Origin of the sequence: Paenibacillus glycanilyticus NBRC 16618 (assembly GCF_004000805.1) — a bacterium.
GTDB lineage: Bacteria > Bacillota > Bacilli > Paenibacillales > Paenibacillaceae > Pristimantibacillus > Pristimantibacillus glycanilyticus.
In genome coordinates, this window is record NZ_BILY01000010.1 from 159,081 (window position 1) to 180,617 (window position 21,537).

Here is a 21,537-nt window from a genome sequence, read left to right on the forward strand (position 1 = left end):
GCCAATGACCTCCAACAATGTTTAATTCAGAAGGTCGAGCAGCTTCTCGACAAGCTCGCCGCTCTTCTCCTTCGTTCTGCAAATGATAAGGATCGTATCATCGCCGCATATCGTCCCCATGACCTCCGGCCATTCCATGTTGTCGATCAGCGCGCCAATCGCATTGGCTGTGCCTGGCAAGCATTTCATGACCACCAGATTCTCGGTAAAGTCGATATGGGTAAAATGATCGATAAGCGCCCGCTTCAGCTTATTGATGGGATTCTGACGCTGCTGATCCTGTGGCAGCGAGTATTTATAACGTCCATCGCCTGCGGGTACTTTAATGAGCATAAGCTCTTTCATATCTCTGGAAACGGTAGCTTGAGTAACCTGAAGTCCCGCATCTCTAAGGGCGTCCACCAGTTCCTCTTGCGTTTCGATTGTACTCTTCGTAATTAATTCCTTGATTTTGTACTGTCTGATGCCCTTCATAACTTTCCTCCCCAAACTAGCTAATCGCTTATGTCAAAAATAATTCGCCGAATGATCTGCTCTTTCACGTCTACAAACAAAACTCCCGCACACTCGGGCAACAGGAGGGAATATACAAGCAGGCGGTCTCGAACACCGCTGCCTGTCCAATCCATCGGCATACGTTCTCGGGCAGTTTTTACAATATACATTTTGCCATCTTGCTCGGCAATATAATCAATGTACAATCGGCTGTTAAGTGATTGTCCGTCCAATTCGATTCCGATCGGAACCCTGTGCTTACCGGAAACAACTCCATATCCCGAACGTTTCAGGAACTGAATGTTCTCGTCATCTTTAGCAAGTTCACCGCCTTTGCCAAGCGTCAATCGATTGACGCTTGCAGGCTGGTGAAGCCAGCGATAGAATCCCCGGTACGCCCAGAATAACAAAAACGCGCCAGCGACCAGCATAATAAACCAGTCACCGTACATTTCCATAAGCAGCCCTCCATTCCATTTGAACCTATCTTAATTGGTTCGTGATGAAGGGAGCATTTTCCTCTTAAAAACAAATGGACGAACGCATGTTTGGTTGCTCTCAGTTTAGCAAATCGAACACATGTTTGTAAAGAGGAAAAACAAAAGGGAACGCTGGCCGCTTTCAAAACGGTCGAAGCATTCCCTTATAATACGTGTTGCTCCAATACGGGCGATTACGCCAATTGTGCAAAACACAGCTGCTACGGTTAATGTTTCTGTTTTACGGTGAAGGTCTCGCCGGCTTGACGGACAACGTCCTTGATGCCTTCTTCGTCAGGGATTGACCCGTTCGGCTCATTCTCCCATGTCCAGTAAGCGAGAAACTCGATATTGCCCTCCCCGCCTGTAATCGGTGAGAACGTCAGGTCTTGCAGCTTGTAGCCAAGCTCTGACGCAGCCTTCAGAACCGTCTCGAGCACTTCTTTATGAACGCTTGGCTCCCGGACAACGCCAGATTTGCCAACCTTCTCCCGCCCTGCCTCGAATTGCGGCTTAATAAGGGCGACAATTCCGGAGCCTACGCTCAGCAGACCGCTGAGTGCCGGCAAAATCAGCTTGAGCGATATAAAGGATACGTCAATCGAGGCAAAAGTAGGCGGCGGACCGTCCAGATCGTCCGGCTGCGTATACCGGAAGTTGGTACGCTCCATTACGCGGACCCGTTCATCCTGTCTGAGCGACCAATCCAGCTGGTTATAGCCAACATCGATGGCATATACAAACGAAGCGCCGTGCTGCAAGGCACAATCGGTAAAACCGCCGGTTGAAGCGCCGATGTCCAGCATAACCCTCCCGGTTAAGTCGATATCGAAGGACCGGATCGCTTTTTCCAGCTTAAGCCCGCCTCGGCTGACGTAAGGGTGGACAGCGCCTTTCACTTTGATCTCGGCTTCCCGCGGGACCTTCATGCCGCCTTTGTCTACCGGCTCGTTATTCACCAGCACCAGACCGGCCATAACGGCCGCCTTCGCTTTTTCCCTGCTCTCGTAGAACCCGCGTTCCACAAGCAATACATCTATTCTTTCCTTAGGTGTTGTCGTCATGATTCTCCTTCGTTACTGTCCGGTTGCGCGTTTCTGGAGGCTTGGCAGCAGGTTTTTGATCTCCATCGCCGCCCGTTCTCCCGTTAAACCAACTTCCACGCGCTGCTCCTTAATGGAACCGTGCTCCACGAAAATATCCGGAACGCCCATAATGCGGACTGGCATGCCATAAATTCCGCGGAGGGAGTAAAACTCCATTACCGAACTGCCGAACCCGCCAAGCTCGGAGCTTTCTTCGATTACGAGAATATGCTTGCCTTCCGCAGCAAACGACAGCAGCATCTCTTCATCAAGCGGTTTAATGAATCTGGCATTAACGATTTGAACATTGAGGCCGTCTCTCTTCAAAAGATCCGCAGCTTCTTCGGCTACCTGAATCATTGGCCCCATCGCCAGGATAACGGCGGAATCGCCTTCGCGAAGCGTCTCCCACTTCCCGATCGGAAGCGGACGCATCACTTCGTCCATCTTCACGCCGAGGCCGTTAATGCGCGGATAACGGACCGCAATCGGCCCTTCATTGTAGTCGATTGCCGTCTTCATCATGCGGCGAAGCTCATTCTCGTCCTTTGGCATCATAATGACAAGGTTAGGCACATGGCGCAGGAACGCAATATCGTACACGCCTTGATGCGTCTCTCCGTCAGGACCAACAAAGCCCGCCCGGTCTATCGCGAATACCACGTTGGCGTTCTGGCGGCAAATATCATGCACAACCTGGTCGTAGGCACGCTGCAAGAAGGTCGAATACACGGCGTAGACCGGCTTCATGCCTTCCATGGCGAGAGCCGCCGACATCGTAGCGGCATGCTGCTCGGCAATGCCAACGTCGATCATGCGGTTCGGGAATCGTTCAGCGAACTGGAGCAAGCCGGAACCGCCCGGCATTGCCGGAGTTACCGCAACAATCCGCTTATCCTTCTCGGCCAGCTCAATAAGGGCGTTGCCGAATACTTCCGTGTACATCGGCGGACCAACCGCCTTTACCACTTGGCCCGATTCAATCTTGTACGGTGAAATGCCATGCCACTTGAAGGAATCTACCTCGGCAGGAGAATAGCCTTTTCCCTTCACCGTAATAACGTGCACGAGAACCGGCCCGGGGATGGAATCCGCCTGCTTGAAGAGTTCAAGCATCTGCTCCATGTCATGGCCGTCTACCGGTCCAAGATACGTAAAGCCGAACTGTTCAAACAAAATGCCGCTGACCAGCAAATATTTCAAGCTGTCCTTGAAACGCTCGGCCGTCTTCGCCAGCTTGCCGCCGATGGCCGGAATTTTGTTCAGCAGATGCTGAAGCTCATCCTTCGCCTTCTGGTAATGGCGGTCGGTACGGATCTTGCTCAAATAATGATGCATGGCACCAACGTTTGGCGCGATCGACATTTCGTTGTCATTCAGAACGACAATCAGTTTTCTCTTCTCGTCCCCGATATGGTTCAACGCTTCAAGCGCCATGCCGCCTGTGAGAGCGCCATCGCCGATGACGGCAACAACCCGGTTATTCTCGCCTTTCAGGTCACGGGCCAGAGCCATGCCCATCGCGGCCGACAGAGAAGTGCTGCTGTGGCCGGCTTCCCAAACGTCATGCTCGCTTTCGGCGCGTTTGACAAAGCCGCACAGCCCTTTATATTTACGCAATGTATCAAACCGGTCTTTACGCCCGGTCAAAACTTTGTGAACATACGATTGATGTCCTACGTCAAATAGAAACTTATCCTTCGGACTGTCAAACAGATAATGGAGGACGAGAGTCAGCTCCACAACCCCCAGGTTAGGTGCGAGATGACCACCTGTAACGGAAAGCTTCTCAATAAGAAACTGGCGAATTTCCTCGGCTAGCCGTTCCAGCTCTCCCACTGATAAATCTTTCAGGTCTTGAGGTCCGTTAATTTGATCAAGCAGCACGTTACTTCCTCGCTTTCTGGAATACGACATTTCGAGCATGATCCCATTCCACAATAAACGTCAAAATATTTCAATCATTATAGCACAATTGCTGAACATTTCCCAATGTACCCAGTTGCACGATCCTAATCAATAGTCTCGTTGCACAAGGTAATCGGCAATGAGCAGCAATTTATCCGGCGCATCCAGCTGTGCTTCGAGAATGGCAGCCTTCGCTTCGCGAGTTAACCGTTTGACTTGCGCTTTGCTCTCTTCGATCCCGATTAGATAAGGATACGTAACCTTTTGCTGCTCAACATCGCTGTTTGTTTTTTTGCCAAGCTTCTGCTCGTCGCCAATCAGATCAAGAATGTCGTCTTGAATCTGGAAGGCAAGACCGATATTGCGTCCGTAATGGCGCAGCGCTTCAAGCTGCTCTGCCGTTGCGCCACCAATGCGGCCGCCCGCCGTTACCGAGAAAACAATCAAATCGCTCGTTTTGTGAAGATGAATGTATTCAAGCTCCTCAATCGAGGTGATTCCCTGCTCTCCCTGCATATCGGCCGCCTGACCGCCAACCATGCCTCTTGCACCGGCAAGCATGGCAAGGTCTTCCACGATATCAAGAGCTACTTCAGCGCTGATTCCGCCAAGGCGCGCTACTCTCGGAATAAGGTGAAACGCGTGCGTCAGCAGGGCGTCTCCAGCCAGAATCGCCATCGCCTCTCCGAACACCTTGTGATTCGTCAACTTCCCCCGGCGATAATCATCGTTGTCCATGGCCGGCAGGTCGTCATGGATCAACGAATACGTGTGAATATATTCAATTGCGCATGCAACCGGAAGCGCATGGCGAGCAGCCGCTGCCTGGCCGTGCACGGCCTCCGCGGCAGCCAGAACGAGTGCCGGACGCAACCGTTTTCCTCCGGCCTGCAGGGAATACAGCATGGATTCCCTGAGCTGCAGCGGAATATTCCATTCGGCAGGCAGCGCTTCGGGAAGCGACTTTTCAACAAGCGCGGCACATTCATGCAAGTAGGTCTTGATATCTGTAATCAACGTTATTCCCCTTTTTCCTCGTTCATTGGAGCGAATGCCTTCTTCTGAAAACCTTGCTCTGTTTCAATCAGCACTTCAATCTTGCGCTCAACCTGCTCCAGCTTGCCGCCGCACAGCTGCGACAGCTTCATGCCTTCCTGGAACAGATCGATTGCCGTTTCAAGCGGCACATCGCCGTTTTCAAGCCGTTCGACGATTTTCTCCAGCTGTTCCATTGCTTCCTCAAAACTAAGTTCACTATTCTCCGCTGCTTTCAACGCCATCTTCTCCTTTCATTGACCAGACATGACAGTCTAGTTGTCCGTCCGCTACCTTCACCCTTACAAGATCACCCGGCTGAACATCTGCAATGGATTTAATCAGTCGCTTTTCCTGTTCGTCGTAGACCAGGCTGTAGCCTCTGGCCATTACCTTGAGAGGACTAAGCGCATCCAGCTGCCTAATTGCGCTATGGAGCTGTAAACGCCGCTCTTTTAGAGAGGATACCATCGCCTGCTCAAGCCGTTTTACATCACCTTGCAGACGCTTAGCCGCAAAAGCAGCCTGCTCTCCCGGATGATGTCCGGCTAATTGGCTTTGAAGTCTTTCAAGCTTTGCTTTCCCGCGTTCGGTTAATCGTAAAGTCCGATGCTGCAGTCGTTCCTGCAAACGGTCCAGCCGCTGTGCCTGATCCAGCAAATATTTACGCGGATGCACGAAAAACGGTGACCTTCTAACGCGCTGCAGCTGCTCCTTACGGCCTTGAACCATCATACGGAGCGATTGCTCTAACCGTTGCCGTTGCCTTGCCAGCTGCTGCTGCAGCTCCGCTACATGCGGCACCGCAAGCTCCGCGGCCGCGGTTGGCGTTGCCGCCCGAAGATCGGCGACAAAATCCGCTATCGTAAAATCCGTCTCGTGCCCAACCGCGCTAATGACGGGAATTTGCGATGCGGCAATGCTTCTTGCGACAGGTTCTTCGTTAAATGCCCAAAGTTCTTCCAAAGAACCTCCGCCCCTGCCTACAATTAATACGTCGACTTCGCCAAAACGGTTCATCGATTCAATCGCTTTTACAATGGAAGGTGCCGCCTGCGTCCCTTGGACCAGCACCGGATACACATAAATAGGAACGGAAGGATGCCTGCGCTGCAGCGTAGTGATAATATCCCGGACCGCCGCGCCGGTAGGAGAAGTGATTACCCCTATAGCCCGGGGAAAACGCGGAATGGGCCGTTTGCGCGATTCGGCAAACAACCCTTCCGTCTCCAGCTTTGATTTCAGCTGTTCATAAGCTAGATACAAGCTGCCAATTCCGTCCGGCTGCATAGCCGTCACATAAAACTGATAGTTTCCGTCGCGCTCGTAGACCGATACATTACCGCGCGCCATGACTTTAGTGCCTTCACGCGGGATAAACGGCAGCCGCTGATTATGCGAAGCAAACATGATGCATTTTAGCCGACTGTCCTTATCCTTGAGCGTAAAATACATATGGCCGCTGGAGTGGTGAGTAAAGTTGGAAATCTCCCCTCTCAGCCATATATCCCCGAGCAAGGCATCCGACTCGAGCTTCATCCGGATGTACCGGTTAATATCTTTTATCGAATAAATGCGAGGTTGATCTGCCATAGCGCAATCACTCCCCGATTTTGTGTGCTCGCTTCGCAGCAGTAATCGTGTTGTTCATAAGCATGGTAATCGTCATAGGACCAACGCCGCCCGGTACCGGAGTAATAAAGCCTGCCGTTTCCAGACAGTCATCATAGTCTACGTCCCCGCAAAGCTTGCCGTCAGGCAGGCGATTAATGCCTACGTCGATCACGACCGCACCAGGCTTCACGTATTTGCTGTCAATGGCTTTCGCTTTGCCGATGGCTACAACGAGGATGTCAGCTTGTTTAGCGATTTCCTCCATGTTGGCTGTACGGGAATGACAGATCGTAACGGTTGCGTTCTCGCGAAGAAGCAGCATAGCAACCGGTTTCCCCACAATGTTGCTGCGGCCGATCACGACAGCGTGTTTACCCGAAATATCCACGCCGCTCCGTTTGATCAGCTCAATGCAGCCGGCAGGCGTGCACGGCAGAAGGCTGTCATCGCCAATAACCAGATTGCCGACGCTTTCAGGATGGAAGCCGTCAACGTCCTTCTCCACGCGAATGGCGTCAATAACCGCTTTTTCGTTGATGTGTTTAGGCAGTGGAAGCTGTACGAGAATACCGTTGATCTTGTCATCGTTATTCAATTGATCAATAAGCGCAAGCAATTGCTCTTCCGAAGCAGACTCTTCCAAGCGGTGAACCTCGGAATGGAAGCCAAGCTGCTGGCAGGCTTTCTCTTTCGAGCTCACATAGACCTTCGAAGCCGGGTCCTCGCCTACGAGAACAACCGCAAGACCGGGTACGACGCCTTTTTCTCTCAGATCAGCCGTTTCCTTCTGAATTTCTTCCCGGATCATATCCGAAATCTTTTTCCCTGCAATAATTTGTGCGCTCATCATCATCTCTCCCCTATGTAGACGGCCGACAGGCCGCTTATCTAATTAGTCGATTCCGAATTTGCCGTCTCGCCTTCGCGTTCTTTAAGCAGCTTGCCCAGCACGCCGTTTACGAATTTGCCGGATTCCTCCGTGCCGAAATGCTTGGCCAGTTCGATCGCTTCGTTGATTGCGGCTTTAGGCGGAACATCGTTGCGGTAGGCAATCTCAAAGCAGGCAAGACGCAAAATTTGACGGTCTACGCGAGACAAGCGATCAACCTGCCAGCCCGTCAAATAATGCTGCAGCATCTCGTCGATCGCGGCTTTGTTATCGGCAACGCCGTTAACCAGCTCACGGACATATTGGTCCGTCTGATCATTCTCTACGAATTCCGCTTCGATCTCGTTCTCCGAACGAGCTTCCTCCATAAGCATGTCCACGGCTTCCATGGGGGTTACTTCGTTCATTTCCAATTGATATAAGCTTGATACTGCAATCTCGCGTGCTAATCTACGTTTCATGAATTCCTCCTCGGCAGCTTCTCTGCCGATTTACTCTTATTTTTATAAAAAAACCTATGATCTCCTCCCTGCCCGGAACTGGCGGCAATCCATCTTCCGGCGTACGGAGGAGACCACAGGATTATCTAAACGGCCGATACCTTTCCATGAGCCATGACCAAAGCCTCTGCCAGGGCAGGATAGAACCGTTCTGCAAGTCCTTTTGTTTGCCAATCCAATAACCTACCGAGACGAGCAGTATGAAAAACAGCATGTCCCAAAAACCGGCAAACAAGTACACGAATCCAAAAAACAGACCGGCGGCAGCGCCGACCGTCCGTTTCCCATAGACTGCCCAGTACTCCCTCCACATCGGCATTCTCCCCTTTACTCGACGCGACTTTTATTCGGTGCGGATTGAATGACGTTAGCGATATAGACGGCTACGTTCGTCACCGGAATGCCGGCGATTTCCTCCACATGATCCTTTACGGCCTTCTGGATTTCCTCCGTAAGGCTAGGAATGGAGTTTTCCCCGTCTACCACCGCGCGCAAAATAATGTTGAGACCCGAATCGGATGCCTGAATCCGCGCTTTCAGATCCTTTACGCCGCGCTGCTTTCCGGCAGCCTTAAGAGCCAGATTCTCAATCGTCTCAATCGAGATACGAATATCGCCAAAGTCGGTACGCTGGTCGATCGACGGCGCCGAAGAGGAAGAACGTTTCAGCGATACAATAAAGAAGCGCAAGCTGAGTACGAGCAGAACCAGACCAACTACTATGGTTGTTATCAGGAATGAGTCCGTACCGTAAAGCTCGCTGACCATATTATTCAAATCGTCTTCCCGTATCCACTCAAAACCGATACAGGCAATAAAGACGGATATAACGCCGATGACTATACTGTAAATAAACAAGAACAGCTTGTCTATAATTCGGATCAACGTAACGCCTCCTCGCATTTGAGCGAATGAAAACCCCCTGGCGCGAAGCGGCATAACCATCACGAGGGGGTTATATGAATTCAATTCATTTGCGTGTATATGTTATTTCACGCGGAAATTCGAATCTTCTTCTTCCGGCTTGCTCTCCGTCTTGAAATGGACATCGTGAATATGTACGTTCACTTCAATAACGTTCAATCCCGTCATCATTTCAATGGAGCGTTTGACATTCTGTTGAATCTCCGAGGCGATCTCCGGAATCCGGTTGCCGTACTCCACGATAATCGACACGTCGACCGCGGCTTCCCGCTGGCCAACTTCAACTTTTACACCCTTGGATAAATTTTTGCGGCCAAGCAGCTCGGCGATACCGCCTGCAAAACCTCCGCTCATACCCGCTACGCCCTTCACTTCGACAGCAGCTAGTCCCGCGATAACTTCAATGACTTCAGGGGCAATTTGAATCGTGCCAATGTCCGTTCTCTCATAATCTGCAGCAATCGTACTCATGATGGTTGTACACCTCCTTAAAGTTGCGCGCTCCAGGTATTTACCACGAGGTAAATACCGGAGTGTTGCCTTCGCATCTTATTTCTATACTATAGCATTCGACGTGAAATATGACAAACCAGGAGCAGATTGTACTATTCGGCTAATTCCGGCTGGTTAACGTCATATTCCTCGAGGAATTTAATATCGAAATTACCCTTCACAAAGACCGGGTGATTCAAGAGCTTCTGGTGGAACGGAATCGTCGTCTTGATCCCGTCGATCGCAAACTCGGCAAGAGCGCGCTTCATCCGCGCGATCGCTTCTTCCCTTGTTCTGCCCCAAACGATCAGCTTCGCGATCATCGAATCGTAATGCGGGGAGATCGTGTAGCCCGGATATACCGCGCTATCCACCCGTACGCCCGTGCCGCCCGGCGGCAGGTAGAACGGAATCGGACCCGGAGACGGCATAAAGTTGCGTTCCGAATCTTCGGCGTTAATGCGGCATTCGATCGCCCAGCCGTTGATCTGGAGATCTTCTTGCTTGAACGACAGCGGGTTCCCTTCCGCTACGGAGATCATCTCTTTGATCAGGTCGACATTTGTAATCATCTCGGTTACCGGATGTTCAACCTGAATACGGGTGTTCATCTCCATAAAGTAGAAGTTGCCGTCCGGACCAAGCAGGAATTCGAGCGTCCCCGCTCCCGCATATTGCACGGCAAGCGCCGCACGCACGGCAGCGCGTCCCATCCGCTCGCGCATGGCCGGCGTCAGAACCGGACAAGGAGCTTCTTCAACAAGCTTCTGGCGGCGGCGCTGCACGGAGCAGTCGCGCTCGAACAGATGTACGGCATTGCCGTGCTTGTCGGCCATAATTTGAATTTCGACGTGCTTCATGCCCGTCAGATACTTCTCCAGGTAAACGCCGGCATTGCCGAACGCCTTCTGAGCTTCTTGCTGGGCTGTCGTAATTTGCTGAACAAGCGATTCCTCGTCTTCGGCAATACGAATCCCTTTACCGCCGCCGCCGGCTGTAGCTTTGATAATAACCGGATAACCGATGTCACGCGCAATACGGACAGCTTCATCCATATTTTCAATCAGACCGTCAGAGCCCGGAATAACCGGTACGTCGGCTTCCTTCATGGTTTGCTTGGCTACCGCCTTGTCGCCCATCTTGCTGATGGCTTCAGGGGAAGGACCGATAAACGTAATGTTGCAGGATTCGCAGATTTCTGCGAAGTCCGCATTCTCAGCCAGGAATCCATAGCCCGGATGCACGGCATCGCAGCCCGTAAGCGTAGCAACGCTCATCAGGTTGGTCAGGTTCAGATAGCTGTCCTTGGATGCGGTTGGACCGATGCAGTACGCTTCGTCTGCAAGACGTACATGCAGGGAGTCGCGGTCTGCTTCGGAATAAACGGCAACTGTGGAAATACCGAGTTCGCGGCAGGCACGAATGATGCGTACCGCGATTTCTCCGCGGTTAGCGATTAATACTTTTTGGAATTTCACGTTTGTACTCCTCTCAGGCAACAATTTCTCCAAATTCGGAGCTTGTATTATTCCGGTTTAACAAGGAAGAGCGGCTGACCGTATTCAACCAGTTGACCGTTCGACACCAGAATCTCAACGATTTCGCCGCGAACTTCCGCTTCGAGCTCGTTCATCAGCTTCATTGCTTCAAGGATGCATACAACGCTCTTCTCGTTTACGCGGTCGCCTTCTTTAACGAATGCCGCAGCGTCCGGAGACGGGGAGCTGTAAAACGTGCCGACCATCGGCGATACAATCTGATGCAGGTTGTCCGTGTTGGGACGTGCTGCAGGCGTGCTGGTTTGTACCGCTGCCGCGGGAGCTTCTTGAACCGGCTGCGGTGCAAGTACAGGCGCCTGCGTATATGTATGCGTAATTGGGGCTGCAGCTTGTACATTCACCACTTCGGTTTTGCCAGGCTTGCGAATGAATAAGCGTGCTCCTTCGTTTTCGATCTCCAGCTCATGAACGGAAGTCTGATCAACCAGTTTGATCAATTCCTTAATCTCGCTCAATTTGAACATGAATAGTTTTCACTCCTTAAAAGTTTCCGAAGCCTTCTGCTTCGTATGCGTTTTCTCAGATGGAAATAGCATTATTCAGTTTCGATGGATAATCCTAGTTATCCTTTACATAACGTCTAACATTATATCATAAACGCGGCAGAACACGAATCAATTTTTTAACGCGGCCAGTCGCCAACGGATGCGCCATCCTTCCGCAAAGAAGCAGCGATGCGTTTCGAGTTGAAGAATGGGCGGCGAAAAAGCAAATAAAAAGAGGCCGGCCAGGGCATGAAACCCTGCCGGCCTCTACTTTCCTTATTTGATAAATTGCACGGAAACTTGGTCTGCGTCTACGCCCAATGTTTTCATAACCAGATCGATAATGTTTGCCGCTTGGCTCTTGTCGAGCTTGTCGCTTTCTACCAGAACCTTGTAGCCGTTGCCTTCTTCATTGACTATTGCCTGTTGGAAAGTCTTCATTAACTCGTTCTCGATGCTTGTCAATTTGGAGTTTTTCTCTTCCAGTTGGTCGAGCTGCGTAGCAGCTGCTTGCGCTTCTTTCGGATCCTGCAGATTTGTCATATCGCCCAATAATTTATCCTGCTGCGTGCTGTTCAGCTCGCTGCGCTTCTCTTCAACTTGGGCAAATACGCTGCTGTCCACCCCGCCTTGCGCGTCAATCTGGTCAAGCACCTGCTTGTCGGCATCCGAGATGCCGCTGTCTTTCGATCCGGACGCGTTGCCGGCAGGATCCACTTGATCCACGACGATCTGGCTGTTATTGCCTGACGACGCTTCAGTTGCTCCCGCCTTCTGCTCCTGCTGCGTGCCGTCAGAGAGCAAGTCTGGCGATTTGGTATCTTGCGTAAACAGGTAATACGCGGACAATACGACCATCAAACTAAGCATCGATACGAGCCAAATTGTTTGTCTTTTCGTGTTCATAGAACACCCTCCTAATATTGGTTTATTATCATTGCTTGCTTGGCGCTACGGAAATGCGGTTGGCCGGGACGTTTACGCCCTTCTCCACCGCGTCTATGATAAGGCGTCTCACGGTCTGGTTCTCGGCGCCTTTAGCGACGATCAGCACACCGCGAATGCTCGGATTAATCGTCTTCGTCACGATCGGCTTCTGATCGCCCGCTACTTCAGCAATAACGACCTGGCCATCTTTGTTGATCGCCGTAATATGCCGCTTGCCTCCGTTGCGGTCGGTCTCATCCGTTATGGACTGCGACTCCTGATCCGTTCTGGCAACTTCAATTTCTTCCGTGGAATCGATCGTCACCAGAACGTCCACCGAGCCGACGCCAACGATTTTCTCCAAAATCTCCTTCAGCCGGTTCTCCAGCGGCCCTTCGATTGCCGCAAACGGCGACGAGTCCGTCGATATCGAATTAGACGATGCGGCCGTATCCTGGGGAGGCGGGTTCGGCCCCTGGGTCAAGGTATCGACCTTGTCGAATTTGAGAAAGGAGTTCAGCAGCATGAGGGCCGCTCCAATACAACCGATAACGAGAAGCAGCCTAAATGTCTTAACCCGCTTCGGACCACCCGGACCGCCGCCCACCATCGATTCCAGACCACTCAGCCATTTGGCCACTGCGCTTCCTCTCCTTTTCCATTAATCGCTATTCCCTGCCCGCTGCCTTATTTGAACGTTCGCTGAACGGATCCCCCAGCCTTCGGCCAGCAAGCTCCTGATCTCCTTGCTTTCGGTAGGGTTAACTTGCACCCAGCCATCACTAGCCTCTGACTTGCCTGCTTCCGCCTGCTGCTTATCGGTTCCGCCTGTTTCCGTCTGTACGTCCACGTCTACCGAAATAGCGGAGACCTCTTTGACGTCCTCCTCATTCGGCTCAGCCGTTCCCGCAGGCCCTGCTTTCTCCGCCGGTAAAGTCACCAGTACCGAAGCAATCGTTGGCGTTAATTTCTGCCCCTGCTTTTCCCAGTTCAAGGAAACGTCCACCGCCTCGACCGCCAGCTTCATTTGCTTGACTACCGCATCCTTCATGGCGGCTTCCAGCGTCTGCTCCATTAATACCGCCGCGTCATTGTTTTGCTGCTTGTTAAGCTCATCCGCTTTTTTCTGAATATCGATCAGAGTGGGCATCTTCACCTCATGCTGCGGTTCAAGCTGGTCCCAGTGAGTGATTCCTTCCTTCAGCTTGGCATTAAAATCTCCTTGCAGCAGCCGAAGGATCGGTGACATGATCGTAAGCAAAATGAGAAGCCCTATGACCAGCCTTGCATAACGAAGCATCGCTTTGTTCGGAAGGAGCAGTTCGACGAATGCCGCCAGCATGATAACCGCGATAATATCCTTCAGCCAGTCGCTGAGCCAAGCAATCACGAATCCTCGCTCCCTTCGGTATGCTGCGCGGTCATCATCGGACCATAAGAGCGGCGTTGCCCGCCGTGAGCACGATGGTAACGGCCAGAAAGAACATGAGACTGACGGCTGCGAGAGCGGCGAATACGTAGATCATCGTTTTGCCTATCGTTTGCAGGCAAGCGACGATGGGAGAATCGCCAAGCGGCTGCATCGCTGCGGCTGAGACATTGTAGATAAGCGCCAGGGTCAGTATTTTGATAGCCGGGAATGCGCAGAGAAACAGCAGAATAATAACGCCGGCAAGGCCGATCGCGTTTTTGGCAAGCAGGGAAGCCGAGATCACCGTATCCGCCGCATCCGTGAACATCCGCCCGACCACCGGAACGAAGTTGCCGGTGACGAACTTGGCTGTCCTCATCGTAATCCCGTCGGTTACCGCCCCTTTTGCCCCCTGCACCGAAAGCACGCCGAGAAACACCGTGACAAGCACCCCCATGATCCCAACTCCGACGTTCCGCAGCAGATTCGCCAGCTGGGTCACTTTGAACTTGTCTGACATGGCGCTAACGATGTGAAGGACGGCCGAGAAGAACAGCAGCGGGAATACAATGGTGTAGATGACGGTTCCAACCGTATGGATCATGAAAATGATCAGCGGATGCAGTATCGAAACCGTCAACACGTTACCCATTGCAGCGAGCAAGGTCAGAAGCAGCGGCATCATGGCAAGCATGAACTGGATCATGGTGCCGATCGCATCCTTGGCATACCCGATCGCGACATGAAAGCTGTTGACGGCAATGATGATAAGCACCATGTAGGTAATCGAGTAAGCCACCTTGCTGACGGCATTGCGTTCGAAAGCGTTCTGCAGCGTTTCCAGCACCATACTGAATACCGTCAGCATAACGATTGTGACAAGCAGCTTGCCGTTATAAAGAACTTCATGAAAGAAGTAACCAAGCAATCCCTTGAATACGGTTGACAGCTTGAGGCCTTCACCGCCGGGCTTCAGCATTTCGAAGAAGCTCGGCATCTTCTCATCGGGAAAGTAACCGCCGTATTGTTCCTTCAGCTGGTTCCAGTAGTTCTCGACTGTTCCGGTGTCCAAGCCTTTCAGCTGGCTTTCCGTCAACTGATTCGTCATCGTCGTTTCGCTTTGCTGCTGCGTTGTTCCGTCTTCCGGCGCGTTTCCGGCAGCCGTAACCGGCGATACCAGAAGCATGCTGACCAGCCAGGCGATGCATACGAACGTGATCAAACGGACGGTATACTTATAGAGTTTGTTCATCCGTTCAACTCCCTGCCGGCAGCAGCCCGATTACAGTCTCGACAATGACGCTTATTATCGGAACCGCCATGACGAGAATAAGCACCTTGCCGGCGAACTCAATTCTTGATGCGATGCTTTCCTGACCGGCATCCCTTACAATCTGTGCGCCAAATTCAACGATGTAGGCGATACCGATTATTTTCAGAATCGTCTTCAAGTAAATGGATGGTATGCCCGAGCGGTTCGCCAGATCCTCAAGAACTTTGATGACCGAATCGATTTTACCGATAAGAAAGATGAAGATAAAAAGCCCGGTAAAAGCCGCAAGCAGAAAGGCGAACAACGGCTTCTGCTCCCGGACAACAATGATGAGAATGGTGGCGATCAGCCCGAGGCCGACGATCTGAATAATCTCCAACTCTATTCACCTACTTGCGGCTTCTCTAGACGTCTCACTGGAACAGGAAGATCGTCTTGATTTCTTGAAACAAATCGTTCAGCAGCCGAATGACCATAAATAGTACAACGACAAAGCCGATCAAGGTTACCCATTGCGCCATATCCTCTTTCCCCATCTGCTTCAGTACCGTATGAATCATGCCAATGATAATTCCGATACCCGCAATTTGGAAAATAGCGCTCACATCCATGTTCATTTGTGCGGCACCCCACTAAACCATCAATATCACGACGAGCACGGCGATCAATACACCTAGGCTTTTCCACATTTTTTCATAGCGCGATTGATCCTCTCTTGCTGTGTCTTCCTCCGCCTTCAACTGGAGCAGCGCCAGGTGGATATGCTTCAGCTGATCCTCCTTATCGCTGATGCCAAGGGTCGAACCAAGCCTCAGCATGACCGATTGCTCCGTCTGCCGAAGCGCCGTTAAGCCCCATCCGCTTGTCATCGCTTGCTCCCAGCTCTCGCGAAAGGTAAGCCCCTCAGGTCCCTGCACCCGGTCCGCGGTATCCCGAAACAGTTCAGCGAGCGGTTCCGGAACAGCTTCCGCGGTCCTCTCCAGCGCTTCCGGAAGCGGAGTATGGCCATAGCCGATCTCCGTCTCGAGCCTTTGCAAGGCATGCGCCAGCTGGCGAAGCTGCCGCGGTCTCGCAGCAAGCCTGGCAGCCTGTTGAAAGCCGATCATCGTACCTGCGAAAAGGATGAGTACAGCGCCCAGCAGCTTGATCAAGGGGCATCTCCCCTTTGCATTCCGGCGTATGTCCGCCCCTGCTCGCCTTTAGAGGTTGCGGCAGTAGGTTCCCTGGCGGCGGGAGGCAGCTTGTCTTTCAGATCGGCTGCAACAACCCTGTGCATGAAACCTTCCCCCGTCCGCTTAAGTTCAACGACGTAAGTAAAAGTACCGTCCTCGAGCAGCTGCTTCAGAACCGGTCTGCCTCTTGCATCCTGAAGATCGTAAGCATGAGCGGTTGCAATGACGCTGATTCCGGCATGGCTGGCTTCGCGGATCGCCTCTCCATCCTCTGGCCGGCCGATCTCGTCGGCGATAACCACTTCAGGTGACATGGACCGGAGAAGCATCATCATGCCTTCCGCTTTGGGACAGGCGTCCATAATGTCCGTCCGCGGTCCAACGTCAAAGGTCGGAATTCCTCTCACGCAAGCCGCGATCTCCGAGCGTTCATCCACAATGCCTACCTTGCGCCCGGACCAGCCTGCCGCATTCTCGAACAGTCCCCAATGTCCGTAGCTGATCGAGCGGGCAATGTCGCGGACAATAGTCGTTTTGCCTTGCTGAGGAGGGGCGAGGATCAACGTCGAATGAACGGTCTTGCGGTTCTTGTCCAGCAGCTTGGGCAGCAGATTTCGCGCCGAACCGACTACTTCCCGGGCGATTCGGATGTTAAATCCGCCGATATCGCGTATCCCTCGTACATTGCCGCCGTCCAGAATCGTCCGGCCGGCAAGCCCGATCCGATGCCCGCCTGCTACAGTAATAAATCCCCTCTTTAACTCCTCTTCCATTGCGTATAGCGAATGATTGGTTATTTTCTCCAGAAGCTTACGGCAAATATCGGCAGTTGGCTTGTACGCTCCGTCACTGCCCGCACGCAGAGTTCCGTCGGATGCGGCGAAACGGGACTGCCCCCGGATACCAAGCTCGAGCGGCCGGCCCTCGCGGATCCGAATTTCCTCTAAATGCTCCATAGCCGATTCGGGCAGCTTTTCCAGCACCGCCTTAAGCTCCGGCGGAAGCAGATGTATGACACGGTCCAGCATGAGTCATCACTCCCGGATGAAAAGTCCTTCGTACGTACTCTTATTTGTATGCTTGACCCTCATAAATATGTCCAACTTCTTGAAGATTGCTAGATTACTATTTTTTTAAGATTCCTATTAGCAAGCAGACGACTCCAGCCGTAACCCAAGCCAGCTTCCCGAAAGACAGCTTGTCTGTCATGCCTATGAGTCCGATCGTGGTTGTGGCGATTAATATAAAAGGTCCTACTAATGCGAGCGAAGAATTGACGACCAGCGCCTTGTCGATCTGGTTTAACCGGAGCATGAGCAGCGCGGCGCAAATTTCGATTGTCCCCGAGGTTATCCGCAGAGACGCCATGGTGAGCACGATTTTATTCAACATAACCGTTCACCTCCTTGTCCGTTCCTAACGAATCAGGCCTTATTCAAGCAGCTATAAACAAACTTCCATCTCTACATCCTATGCAGGCTCGTCTCCTGTTCATGCTTCCGGTTCGGGCACACGCCCAGCAGTTGCTGCATATATTGCTCCATGCCCCGCCCTCATGCGGGTATCAACAAATGTTAGGAGTCAACTCCCATGACAAAAACAAGCTTCTGGCACCGCACGATGCATGATCCAAGCGGATATCGCGATTACAGCCCTGCAAAACATAAAGGCAAAACGATGGTAATCGACAAAGGAATCGGACTAAACGCTTTCGCCGATCTCATTCAAGTAGCTGGCCCTTATATGGATGTCATCAAGCTTGGATTCGGTACGGCCGTTCTATACGAACCGGAGTTCCTGCAGCGCAAAATCGAGCTTGCCCGAAAAAACGGGCTTATCATCATGCCCGGCGGAACGCTATTGGAAACAGCAGTCCAGCAGCGTTTGACCGGATCGTTTTTTGATTCTATCTGCGAGCTTGGCTTTAACGGGATCGAGGTTTCGGACGGCACAATAGAAATGAGCAGAAAACAGCGGACAGAGCTTATAAAAGAGGGCAAGCAAAGGGGGCTTCTGGTTCTTACCGAATACGGCAAAAAAACGGCGGGTTCGCTTATTGATCCCGAGCAATTGGCTGTTACAGCCGATTACGACCTTGCGGCAGGCGCCGCTTGGATTACGGTAGAAGCCAGGGAATCGGGCATCGATGTAGGCTTATTTGATGAAAAGGGCAATTGCCGCGAGCAGACGATTGAGCAAATTCTGACCGAAATGACTAGCCAGGACTGTTTGATGTGGGAAGCTCCGCTGAAGCAGCAGCAGGCTTATTTGCTCCAGCAGTTTGGTCCGAACGTACATCTGGGCAACATTCCGCCTAGCGATGCCTTGGCGCTCGAAGCGATGCGCCGCGGACTCCGTTCCGACACTTTCGAGTTCGGAATGCGGGAGGAGCCCGCTCATTACATGATTTAAGCAACAACAGAAAGGAAGAGCGATTGCTATGCAGGTGCAAGTCATTTCAAGCGTGAATGAAGCCAGCTCCGCGCAATTCGTCCACAAAACGGCTATTATTATCGATGTGCTACGGGCTACTAGCTCCATTATTACCGCGCTGGCTGCCGGTTCTTCCGGCGTTGTCCCCGTGGAGACCGTGATGGAGGCACGAGCTGCGCAGCAGGAAGGCGATCTTTTATGCGGGGAACGCTTCTGCAAAAAAATCGCCGGCTTCGATCTCGGAAATTCGCCTGACGAGTTACTGCTCAATTCGGTTAAAGACCGCCGTGTCATCTTAACGACAACGAACGGCACCCGGGCCATTCACAAATCTACCCGGGCGGATTATGTATTGGTAGCTGCGTTGCTGAATGCCTCCGCATGCGCGAAAGCGGCGGTTGATCTTCGGCGGGATGTTGTTATTTTGTGTGCGGGAAGCCATGATGAATTCGCCATTGAGGATGGTTTATGCGCCGGACTTCTTCTTTCCAGAATGCAAGAACGGGGTTCTGCTCCGCTCGAAATGGATGACTTCGGACTCGCCATGCTATCACTCTATCAAGAACGCGCCAATGATATAAAAGAAACGATTCGGAAAGGCGCAACCGGCAAACGGCTTCTCAAGCTGGGTATGGGGAGAGATATCGATCTTTGTTCGGAGGTTGACACCTTCGCGGGAGTTCCCCGGCTTCAGGCTAACGGAGATACGTTGATCTGTTCGTGCAGCTGACATATTCGCCAGAGTCTGTCCATATAATGAAGCAAGCAGTTTATCCGCTTCATGACTGGGGTACGAACGATGACTGGTGAATTGATATTAGTAGGTTTGATTATTATTGGTCTGATCGGGCGTTCGCCAATTATAGCAACGGCGGCTTGCGTACTTCTGGCCGTCAAGCTTCTTCATCTCAGCCGGTTCCTGCCTTCGATCGAGCGTCGGGGGCTGGAGCTCGGTTTATTATTCCTTACGCTTAGCGTCCTTGTCCCGTTTGCCTCAGGCAAAGTGCAGATGAAGGAACTCATTGCCGCCTTCAATACTTGGCCGGGCTGGCTCGCCCTAATAGGCGGAGCCGTCGCCGCTTATATGAATGCCAAGGGCCTTGATTTGCTTAAGCTTGATCCTCAGATGGTCGTAGGACTTGTTATCGGTTCGATTTTCGGCATTATTTTTCTGCGGGGGATCCCGGTTGGCCCTCTGATGGCAGCGGGAATTACGGCGATTTTGTACAAGTTGTTTAAACTAATCGGCGGCGGATAAACGGCGAACTACGCATTCAAATGTTCTTCCGATCGCCATTGCTCGGGGATTCTTTCGAACAATTCTCAAGCGGTAAGAATCCCCTCACAAAAGCGAACGTTACCACTTCTCCAGAATCATTTGAAATGCTCCGTTTACCGTTTAAATGTGGGGACCAAAAAAAGCCGTGCGGATTTGAATCGCGCACGGCTTTTTTGTATGGAATTAATGGTTATTAGCGGCGGTCTTGAGGTCCGCCGACGAATACTTGCTCCGCCGTGTCCAGGCCGTAAGCCGTATGAAGCGAACGAACAACCTCTTGCAGAGGTTCGGCTGCGATAATGCAAGATACTTTGATTTCGGAAGTGCTGACCATCTTGATGCTGACGCCCAGCGACGAAATCGCCTTAAACATCGTAGCGGCAACTCCAGGGTTGCTGACCATGCCAGCGCCAACGATCGAGACCTTCACTAGGCCCGCTTCGGAAGTCACTTCGCTGAACGGAACTTCCGCGCGAATGCCGTTGATCACGTCAACCGCACGAGCTTCGTCATCGCCGGAAACCGTGAAGGAAAAGTCCGCTTTGCCGCTTTTCACTCCGCTTTGCACGATAACGTCTACGTCGATTCCGCTATTTGCCAGCGAACCGAATACATTAGCGAGTACGCCTGGCTCATCCTCCACGCCGAGGATGCTGATTCTTGCTACATTTTTGTCAAAAGCGATGCCGCGTACGACTACGCCTTGCTCCATGACCGCTTCCTCCTTCACACTGGTACCTTCGTTTTGCGTAAAGCTGGAACGCACGACAAGCTTCACATTGTTATGCTTTGCGTATTCCACCGCGCGAGGGTGAAGAACGGCTGCGCCCAGATGCGCAAGCTCCAGCATTTCGTCATACGAAATTTCATTCAATTTGCGCGCGACTTTCACGACGCGCGGATCCGTCGAATAAACGCCGTCCACGTCCGTGTAGATTTCGCACACATCCGCTTTGACCGCTGCGGCAAGCGCTACGGCTGTCGTATCCGAACCGCCGCGTCCGAGCGTCGTAATGTCTCCGTCTTCCGTCATGCCTTGGAAGCCCGCGACAATAACGACATTGCCCGCATCCAATTCCTTGAACAAACGATCAGGACGAATATCCGTAATCTTCGCCTTACTGTGTACGGCTTCCGTCCGAATGCCAGCCTGCCAGCCTGTAAGCGATACGGCTTGATGGCCCAGCTGATGAATCGTCATCGACAATAAGGCAACCGATATTTGTTCACCCGTCGTCAGCAGCATATCCATCTCCCGCGCCGGCGGGTTCGGGTTAAGCAGCTTCGACTGATCGATTAAATCATCCGTTGTATCTCCCATCGCGGACACGACAACAATGACGCGGTTACCCGCCAACTGGCTGTCTACAATCCGCTTCGCAACACGCTGCATCCGCTCCGGTGTTCCTACCGAGCTTCCGCCAAACTTCATCACAATCAACGACAAAGCTGATTCACTCCCAACCTTGACATATAACATACAAGTCAATAGTATATCACATCCCCGGCTTGTCTGGGTATATCCGCCCACGGATTTTGTCGAAAAAGAAAAAGCCGCCCGAATCGGTGGATTCGAG

27 protein-coding genes are annotated in these 21,537 nt (G+C 52.1%); 3 read left to right on the top strand and 24 right to left on the bottom strand.

Annotated features, from left to right (window positions below):
• Positions 1-21: 21 nt before the first annotated feature.
• From ahrC to PGL01S_RS10800, 23 genes are all read right to left on the bottom strand, one after another.
• Positions 22-474, bottom strand: a complete 453-nt coding sequence (ahrC, locus tag PGL01S_RS10690; protein ID WP_127494338.1) for a transcriptional regulator AhrC/ArgR — start codon at positions 472-474, stop codon at positions 22-24.
• A 20-nt stretch (positions 475-494) separates the two neighbouring features.
• Entirely contained in the window at positions 495-953 is a 459-nt protein-coding gene (locus PGL01S_RS10695; protein ID WP_127494340.1) for a hypothetical protein, read from the bottom strand.
• A 248-nt stretch (positions 954-1,201) separates the two neighbouring features.
• Positions 1,202-2,038 carry a TlyA family RNA methyltransferase gene (locus tag PGL01S_RS10700; RefSeq protein ID WP_127494342.1) on the bottom strand — a complete coding sequence of 279 codons (837 nt, stop codon included), beginning with the start codon at positions 2,036-2,038 and terminating at the stop codon, positions 1,202-1,204.
• 12 nt (positions 2,039-2,050) lie between these two features.
• Positions 2,051-3,946: a 1-deoxy-D-xylulose-5-phosphate synthase gene (gene dxs / locus PGL01S_RS10705; RefSeq protein WP_127494344.1), complete on the bottom strand. Its 1,896-nt coding sequence runs from the start codon at positions 3,944-3,946 to the stop codon at positions 2,051-2,053.
• A gap of 129 nt (positions 3,947-4,075) precedes the next feature.
• A complete protein-coding gene (locus PGL01S_RS10710) occupies positions 4,076-4,984 on the bottom strand; it encodes a polyprenyl synthetase family protein (RefSeq protein ID WP_127494347.1) in 909 nt (302 codons plus the stop codon).
• 2 nt (positions 4,985-4,986) lie between these two features.
• A complete protein-coding gene (gene xseB / locus PGL01S_RS10715; protein ID WP_127494349.1) occupies positions 4,987-5,247 on the bottom strand; it encodes an exodeoxyribonuclease VII small subunit in 261 nt (86 codons plus the stop codon).
• A complete protein-coding gene (xseA, locus tag PGL01S_RS10720; protein WP_127494351.1) occupies positions 5,222-6,595 on the bottom strand; it encodes an exodeoxyribonuclease VII large subunit in 1,374 nt (457 codons plus the stop codon). The genes xseB and xseA overlap by 26 nt, the downstream gene beginning before the upstream one ends.
• A gap of 7 nt (positions 6,596-6,602) precedes the next feature.
• A complete protein-coding gene (folD, locus tag PGL01S_RS10725; protein ID WP_127494353.1) occupies positions 6,603-7,463 on the bottom strand; it encodes a bifunctional methylenetetrahydrofolate dehydrogenase/methenyltetrahydrofolate cyclohydrolase FolD in 861 nt (286 codons plus the stop codon).
• 41 nt (positions 7,464-7,504) lie between these two features.
• A complete protein-coding gene (gene nusB, locus PGL01S_RS10730; protein ID WP_127494355.1) occupies positions 7,505-7,966 on the bottom strand; it encodes a transcription antitermination factor NusB in 462 nt (153 codons plus the stop codon).
• Between the two features lie 121 nt (positions 7,967-8,087).
• The gene (locus tag PGL01S_RS10735) at positions 8,088-8,318 is read right to left on the bottom strand and encodes a DUF2273 domain-containing protein (protein WP_015843906.1); all 231 of its coding nucleotides are present in this window, start codon (positions 8,316-8,318) and stop codon (positions 8,088-8,090) included.
• Positions 8,319-8,332: 14 nt separating this feature from the next.
• Positions 8,333-8,890, bottom strand: coding sequence for an alkaline shock response membrane anchor protein AmaP (gene amaP / locus PGL01S_RS10740; protein WP_127494357.1), 558 nt, complete (start codon positions 8,888-8,890; stop codon positions 8,333-8,335).
• A gap of 102 nt (positions 8,891-8,992) precedes the next feature.
• Positions 8,993-9,400: an Asp23/Gls24 family envelope stress response protein gene (locus PGL01S_RS10745; protein ID WP_127494359.1), complete on the bottom strand. Its 408-nt coding sequence runs from the start codon at positions 9,398-9,400 to the stop codon at positions 8,993-8,995.
• 134 nt (positions 9,401-9,534) lie between these two features.
• Entirely contained in the window at positions 9,535-10,899 is a 1,365-nt protein-coding gene (gene accC, locus PGL01S_RS10750; RefSeq protein ID WP_127494361.1) for an acetyl-CoA carboxylase biotin carboxylase subunit, read from the bottom strand.
• A 47-nt stretch (positions 10,900-10,946) separates the two neighbouring features.
• Positions 10,947-11,444 carry an acetyl-CoA carboxylase biotin carboxyl carrier protein gene (gene accB / locus PGL01S_RS10755; protein ID WP_127494363.1) on the bottom strand — a complete coding sequence of 166 codons (498 nt, stop codon included), beginning with the start codon at positions 11,442-11,444 and terminating at the stop codon, positions 10,947-10,949.
• Positions 11,445-11,741: 297 nt separating this feature from the next.
• Positions 11,742-12,371 carry a SpoIIIAH-like family protein gene (locus PGL01S_RS10760; protein ID WP_127494365.1) on the bottom strand — a complete coding sequence of 210 codons (630 nt, stop codon included), beginning with the start codon at positions 12,369-12,371 and terminating at the stop codon, positions 11,742-11,744.
• A gap of 28 nt (positions 12,372-12,399) precedes the next feature.
• A complete protein-coding gene (spoIIIAG, locus tag PGL01S_RS10765) occupies positions 12,400-13,032 on the bottom strand; it encodes a stage III sporulation protein AG (RefSeq protein ID WP_127494367.1) in 633 nt (210 codons plus the stop codon).
• 21 nt (positions 13,033-13,053) lie between these two features.
• Positions 13,054-13,782 carry a stage III sporulation protein AF gene (gene spoIIIAF / locus PGL01S_RS10770; protein ID WP_127494369.1) on the bottom strand — a complete coding sequence of 243 codons (729 nt, stop codon included), beginning with the start codon at positions 13,780-13,782 and terminating at the stop codon, positions 13,054-13,056.
• 34 nt (positions 13,783-13,816) lie between these two features.
• Complete coding sequence (gene spoIIIAE, locus PGL01S_RS10775) at positions 13,817-15,055, bottom strand: stage III sporulation protein AE (RefSeq protein ID WP_127494371.1); 1,239 nt, start codon at positions 15,053-15,055, stop codon at positions 13,817-13,819.
• A 4-nt stretch (positions 15,056-15,059) separates the two neighbouring features.
• Positions 15,060-15,455 carry a stage III sporulation protein AD gene (gene spoIIIAD / locus PGL01S_RS10780; protein ID WP_015843897.1) on the bottom strand — a complete coding sequence of 132 codons (396 nt, stop codon included), beginning with the start codon at positions 15,453-15,455 and terminating at the stop codon, positions 15,060-15,062.
• A gap of 34 nt (positions 15,456-15,489) precedes the next feature.
• Entirely contained in the window at positions 15,490-15,693 is a 204-nt protein-coding gene (gene spoIIIAC, locus PGL01S_RS10785; RefSeq protein ID WP_015843896.1) for a stage III sporulation protein AC, read from the bottom strand.
• A 15-nt stretch (positions 15,694-15,708) separates the two neighbouring features.
• A complete protein-coding gene (gene spoIIIAB / locus PGL01S_RS10790) occupies positions 15,709-16,227 on the bottom strand; it encodes a stage III sporulation protein SpoIIIAB (protein ID WP_127494373.1) in 519 nt (172 codons plus the stop codon).
• Entirely contained in the window at positions 16,224-17,276 is a 1,053-nt protein-coding gene (gene spoIIIAA / locus PGL01S_RS10795; protein ID WP_127494375.1) for a stage III sporulation protein AA, read from the bottom strand. Before spoIIIAA ends, spoIIIAB begins: the two co-directional genes overlap by 4 nt.
• A 97-nt stretch (positions 17,277-17,373) precedes the next feature.
• A complete protein-coding gene (locus PGL01S_RS10800) occupies positions 17,374-17,640 on the bottom strand; it encodes a YqhV family protein (RefSeq protein ID WP_127494377.1) in 267 nt (88 codons plus the stop codon).
• A gap of 198 nt (positions 17,641-17,838) precedes the next feature.
• Here PGL01S_RS10800 and comA point away from each other — a divergent pair, with 198 nt between their 5' ends.
• The 3 genes from comA to PGL01S_RS10815 all read left to right on the top strand — a co-directional run bounded on the left by comA (position 17,839) and on the right by PGL01S_RS10815 (position 19,939).
• Entirely contained in the window at positions 17,839-18,660 is an 822-nt protein-coding gene (comA, locus tag PGL01S_RS10805) for a phosphosulfolactate synthase (protein ID WP_127494379.1), read from the top strand.
• Positions 18,661-18,688: 28 nt separating this feature from the next.
• Positions 18,689-19,411 carry a 2-phosphosulfolactate phosphatase gene (locus PGL01S_RS10810; RefSeq protein WP_127494381.1) on the top strand — a complete coding sequence of 241 codons (723 nt, stop codon included), beginning with the start codon at positions 18,689-18,691 and terminating at the stop codon, positions 19,409-19,411.
• A gap of 69 nt (positions 19,412-19,480) precedes the next feature.
• Entirely contained in the window at positions 19,481-19,939 is a 459-nt protein-coding gene (locus tag PGL01S_RS10815; protein WP_127494384.1) for a DUF441 domain-containing protein, read from the top strand.
• A 214-nt stretch (positions 19,940-20,153) separates the two neighbouring features.
• Here the strand turns inward: PGL01S_RS10815 and PGL01S_RS10820 are convergent, their stop codons facing one another.
• Positions 20,154-21,407 carry an aspartate kinase gene (locus tag PGL01S_RS10820; RefSeq protein ID WP_127494386.1) on the bottom strand — a complete coding sequence of 418 codons (1,254 nt, stop codon included), beginning with the start codon at positions 21,405-21,407 and terminating at the stop codon, positions 20,154-20,156.
• Between the last annotated feature and the right edge of the window lie 130 nt (positions 21,408-21,537).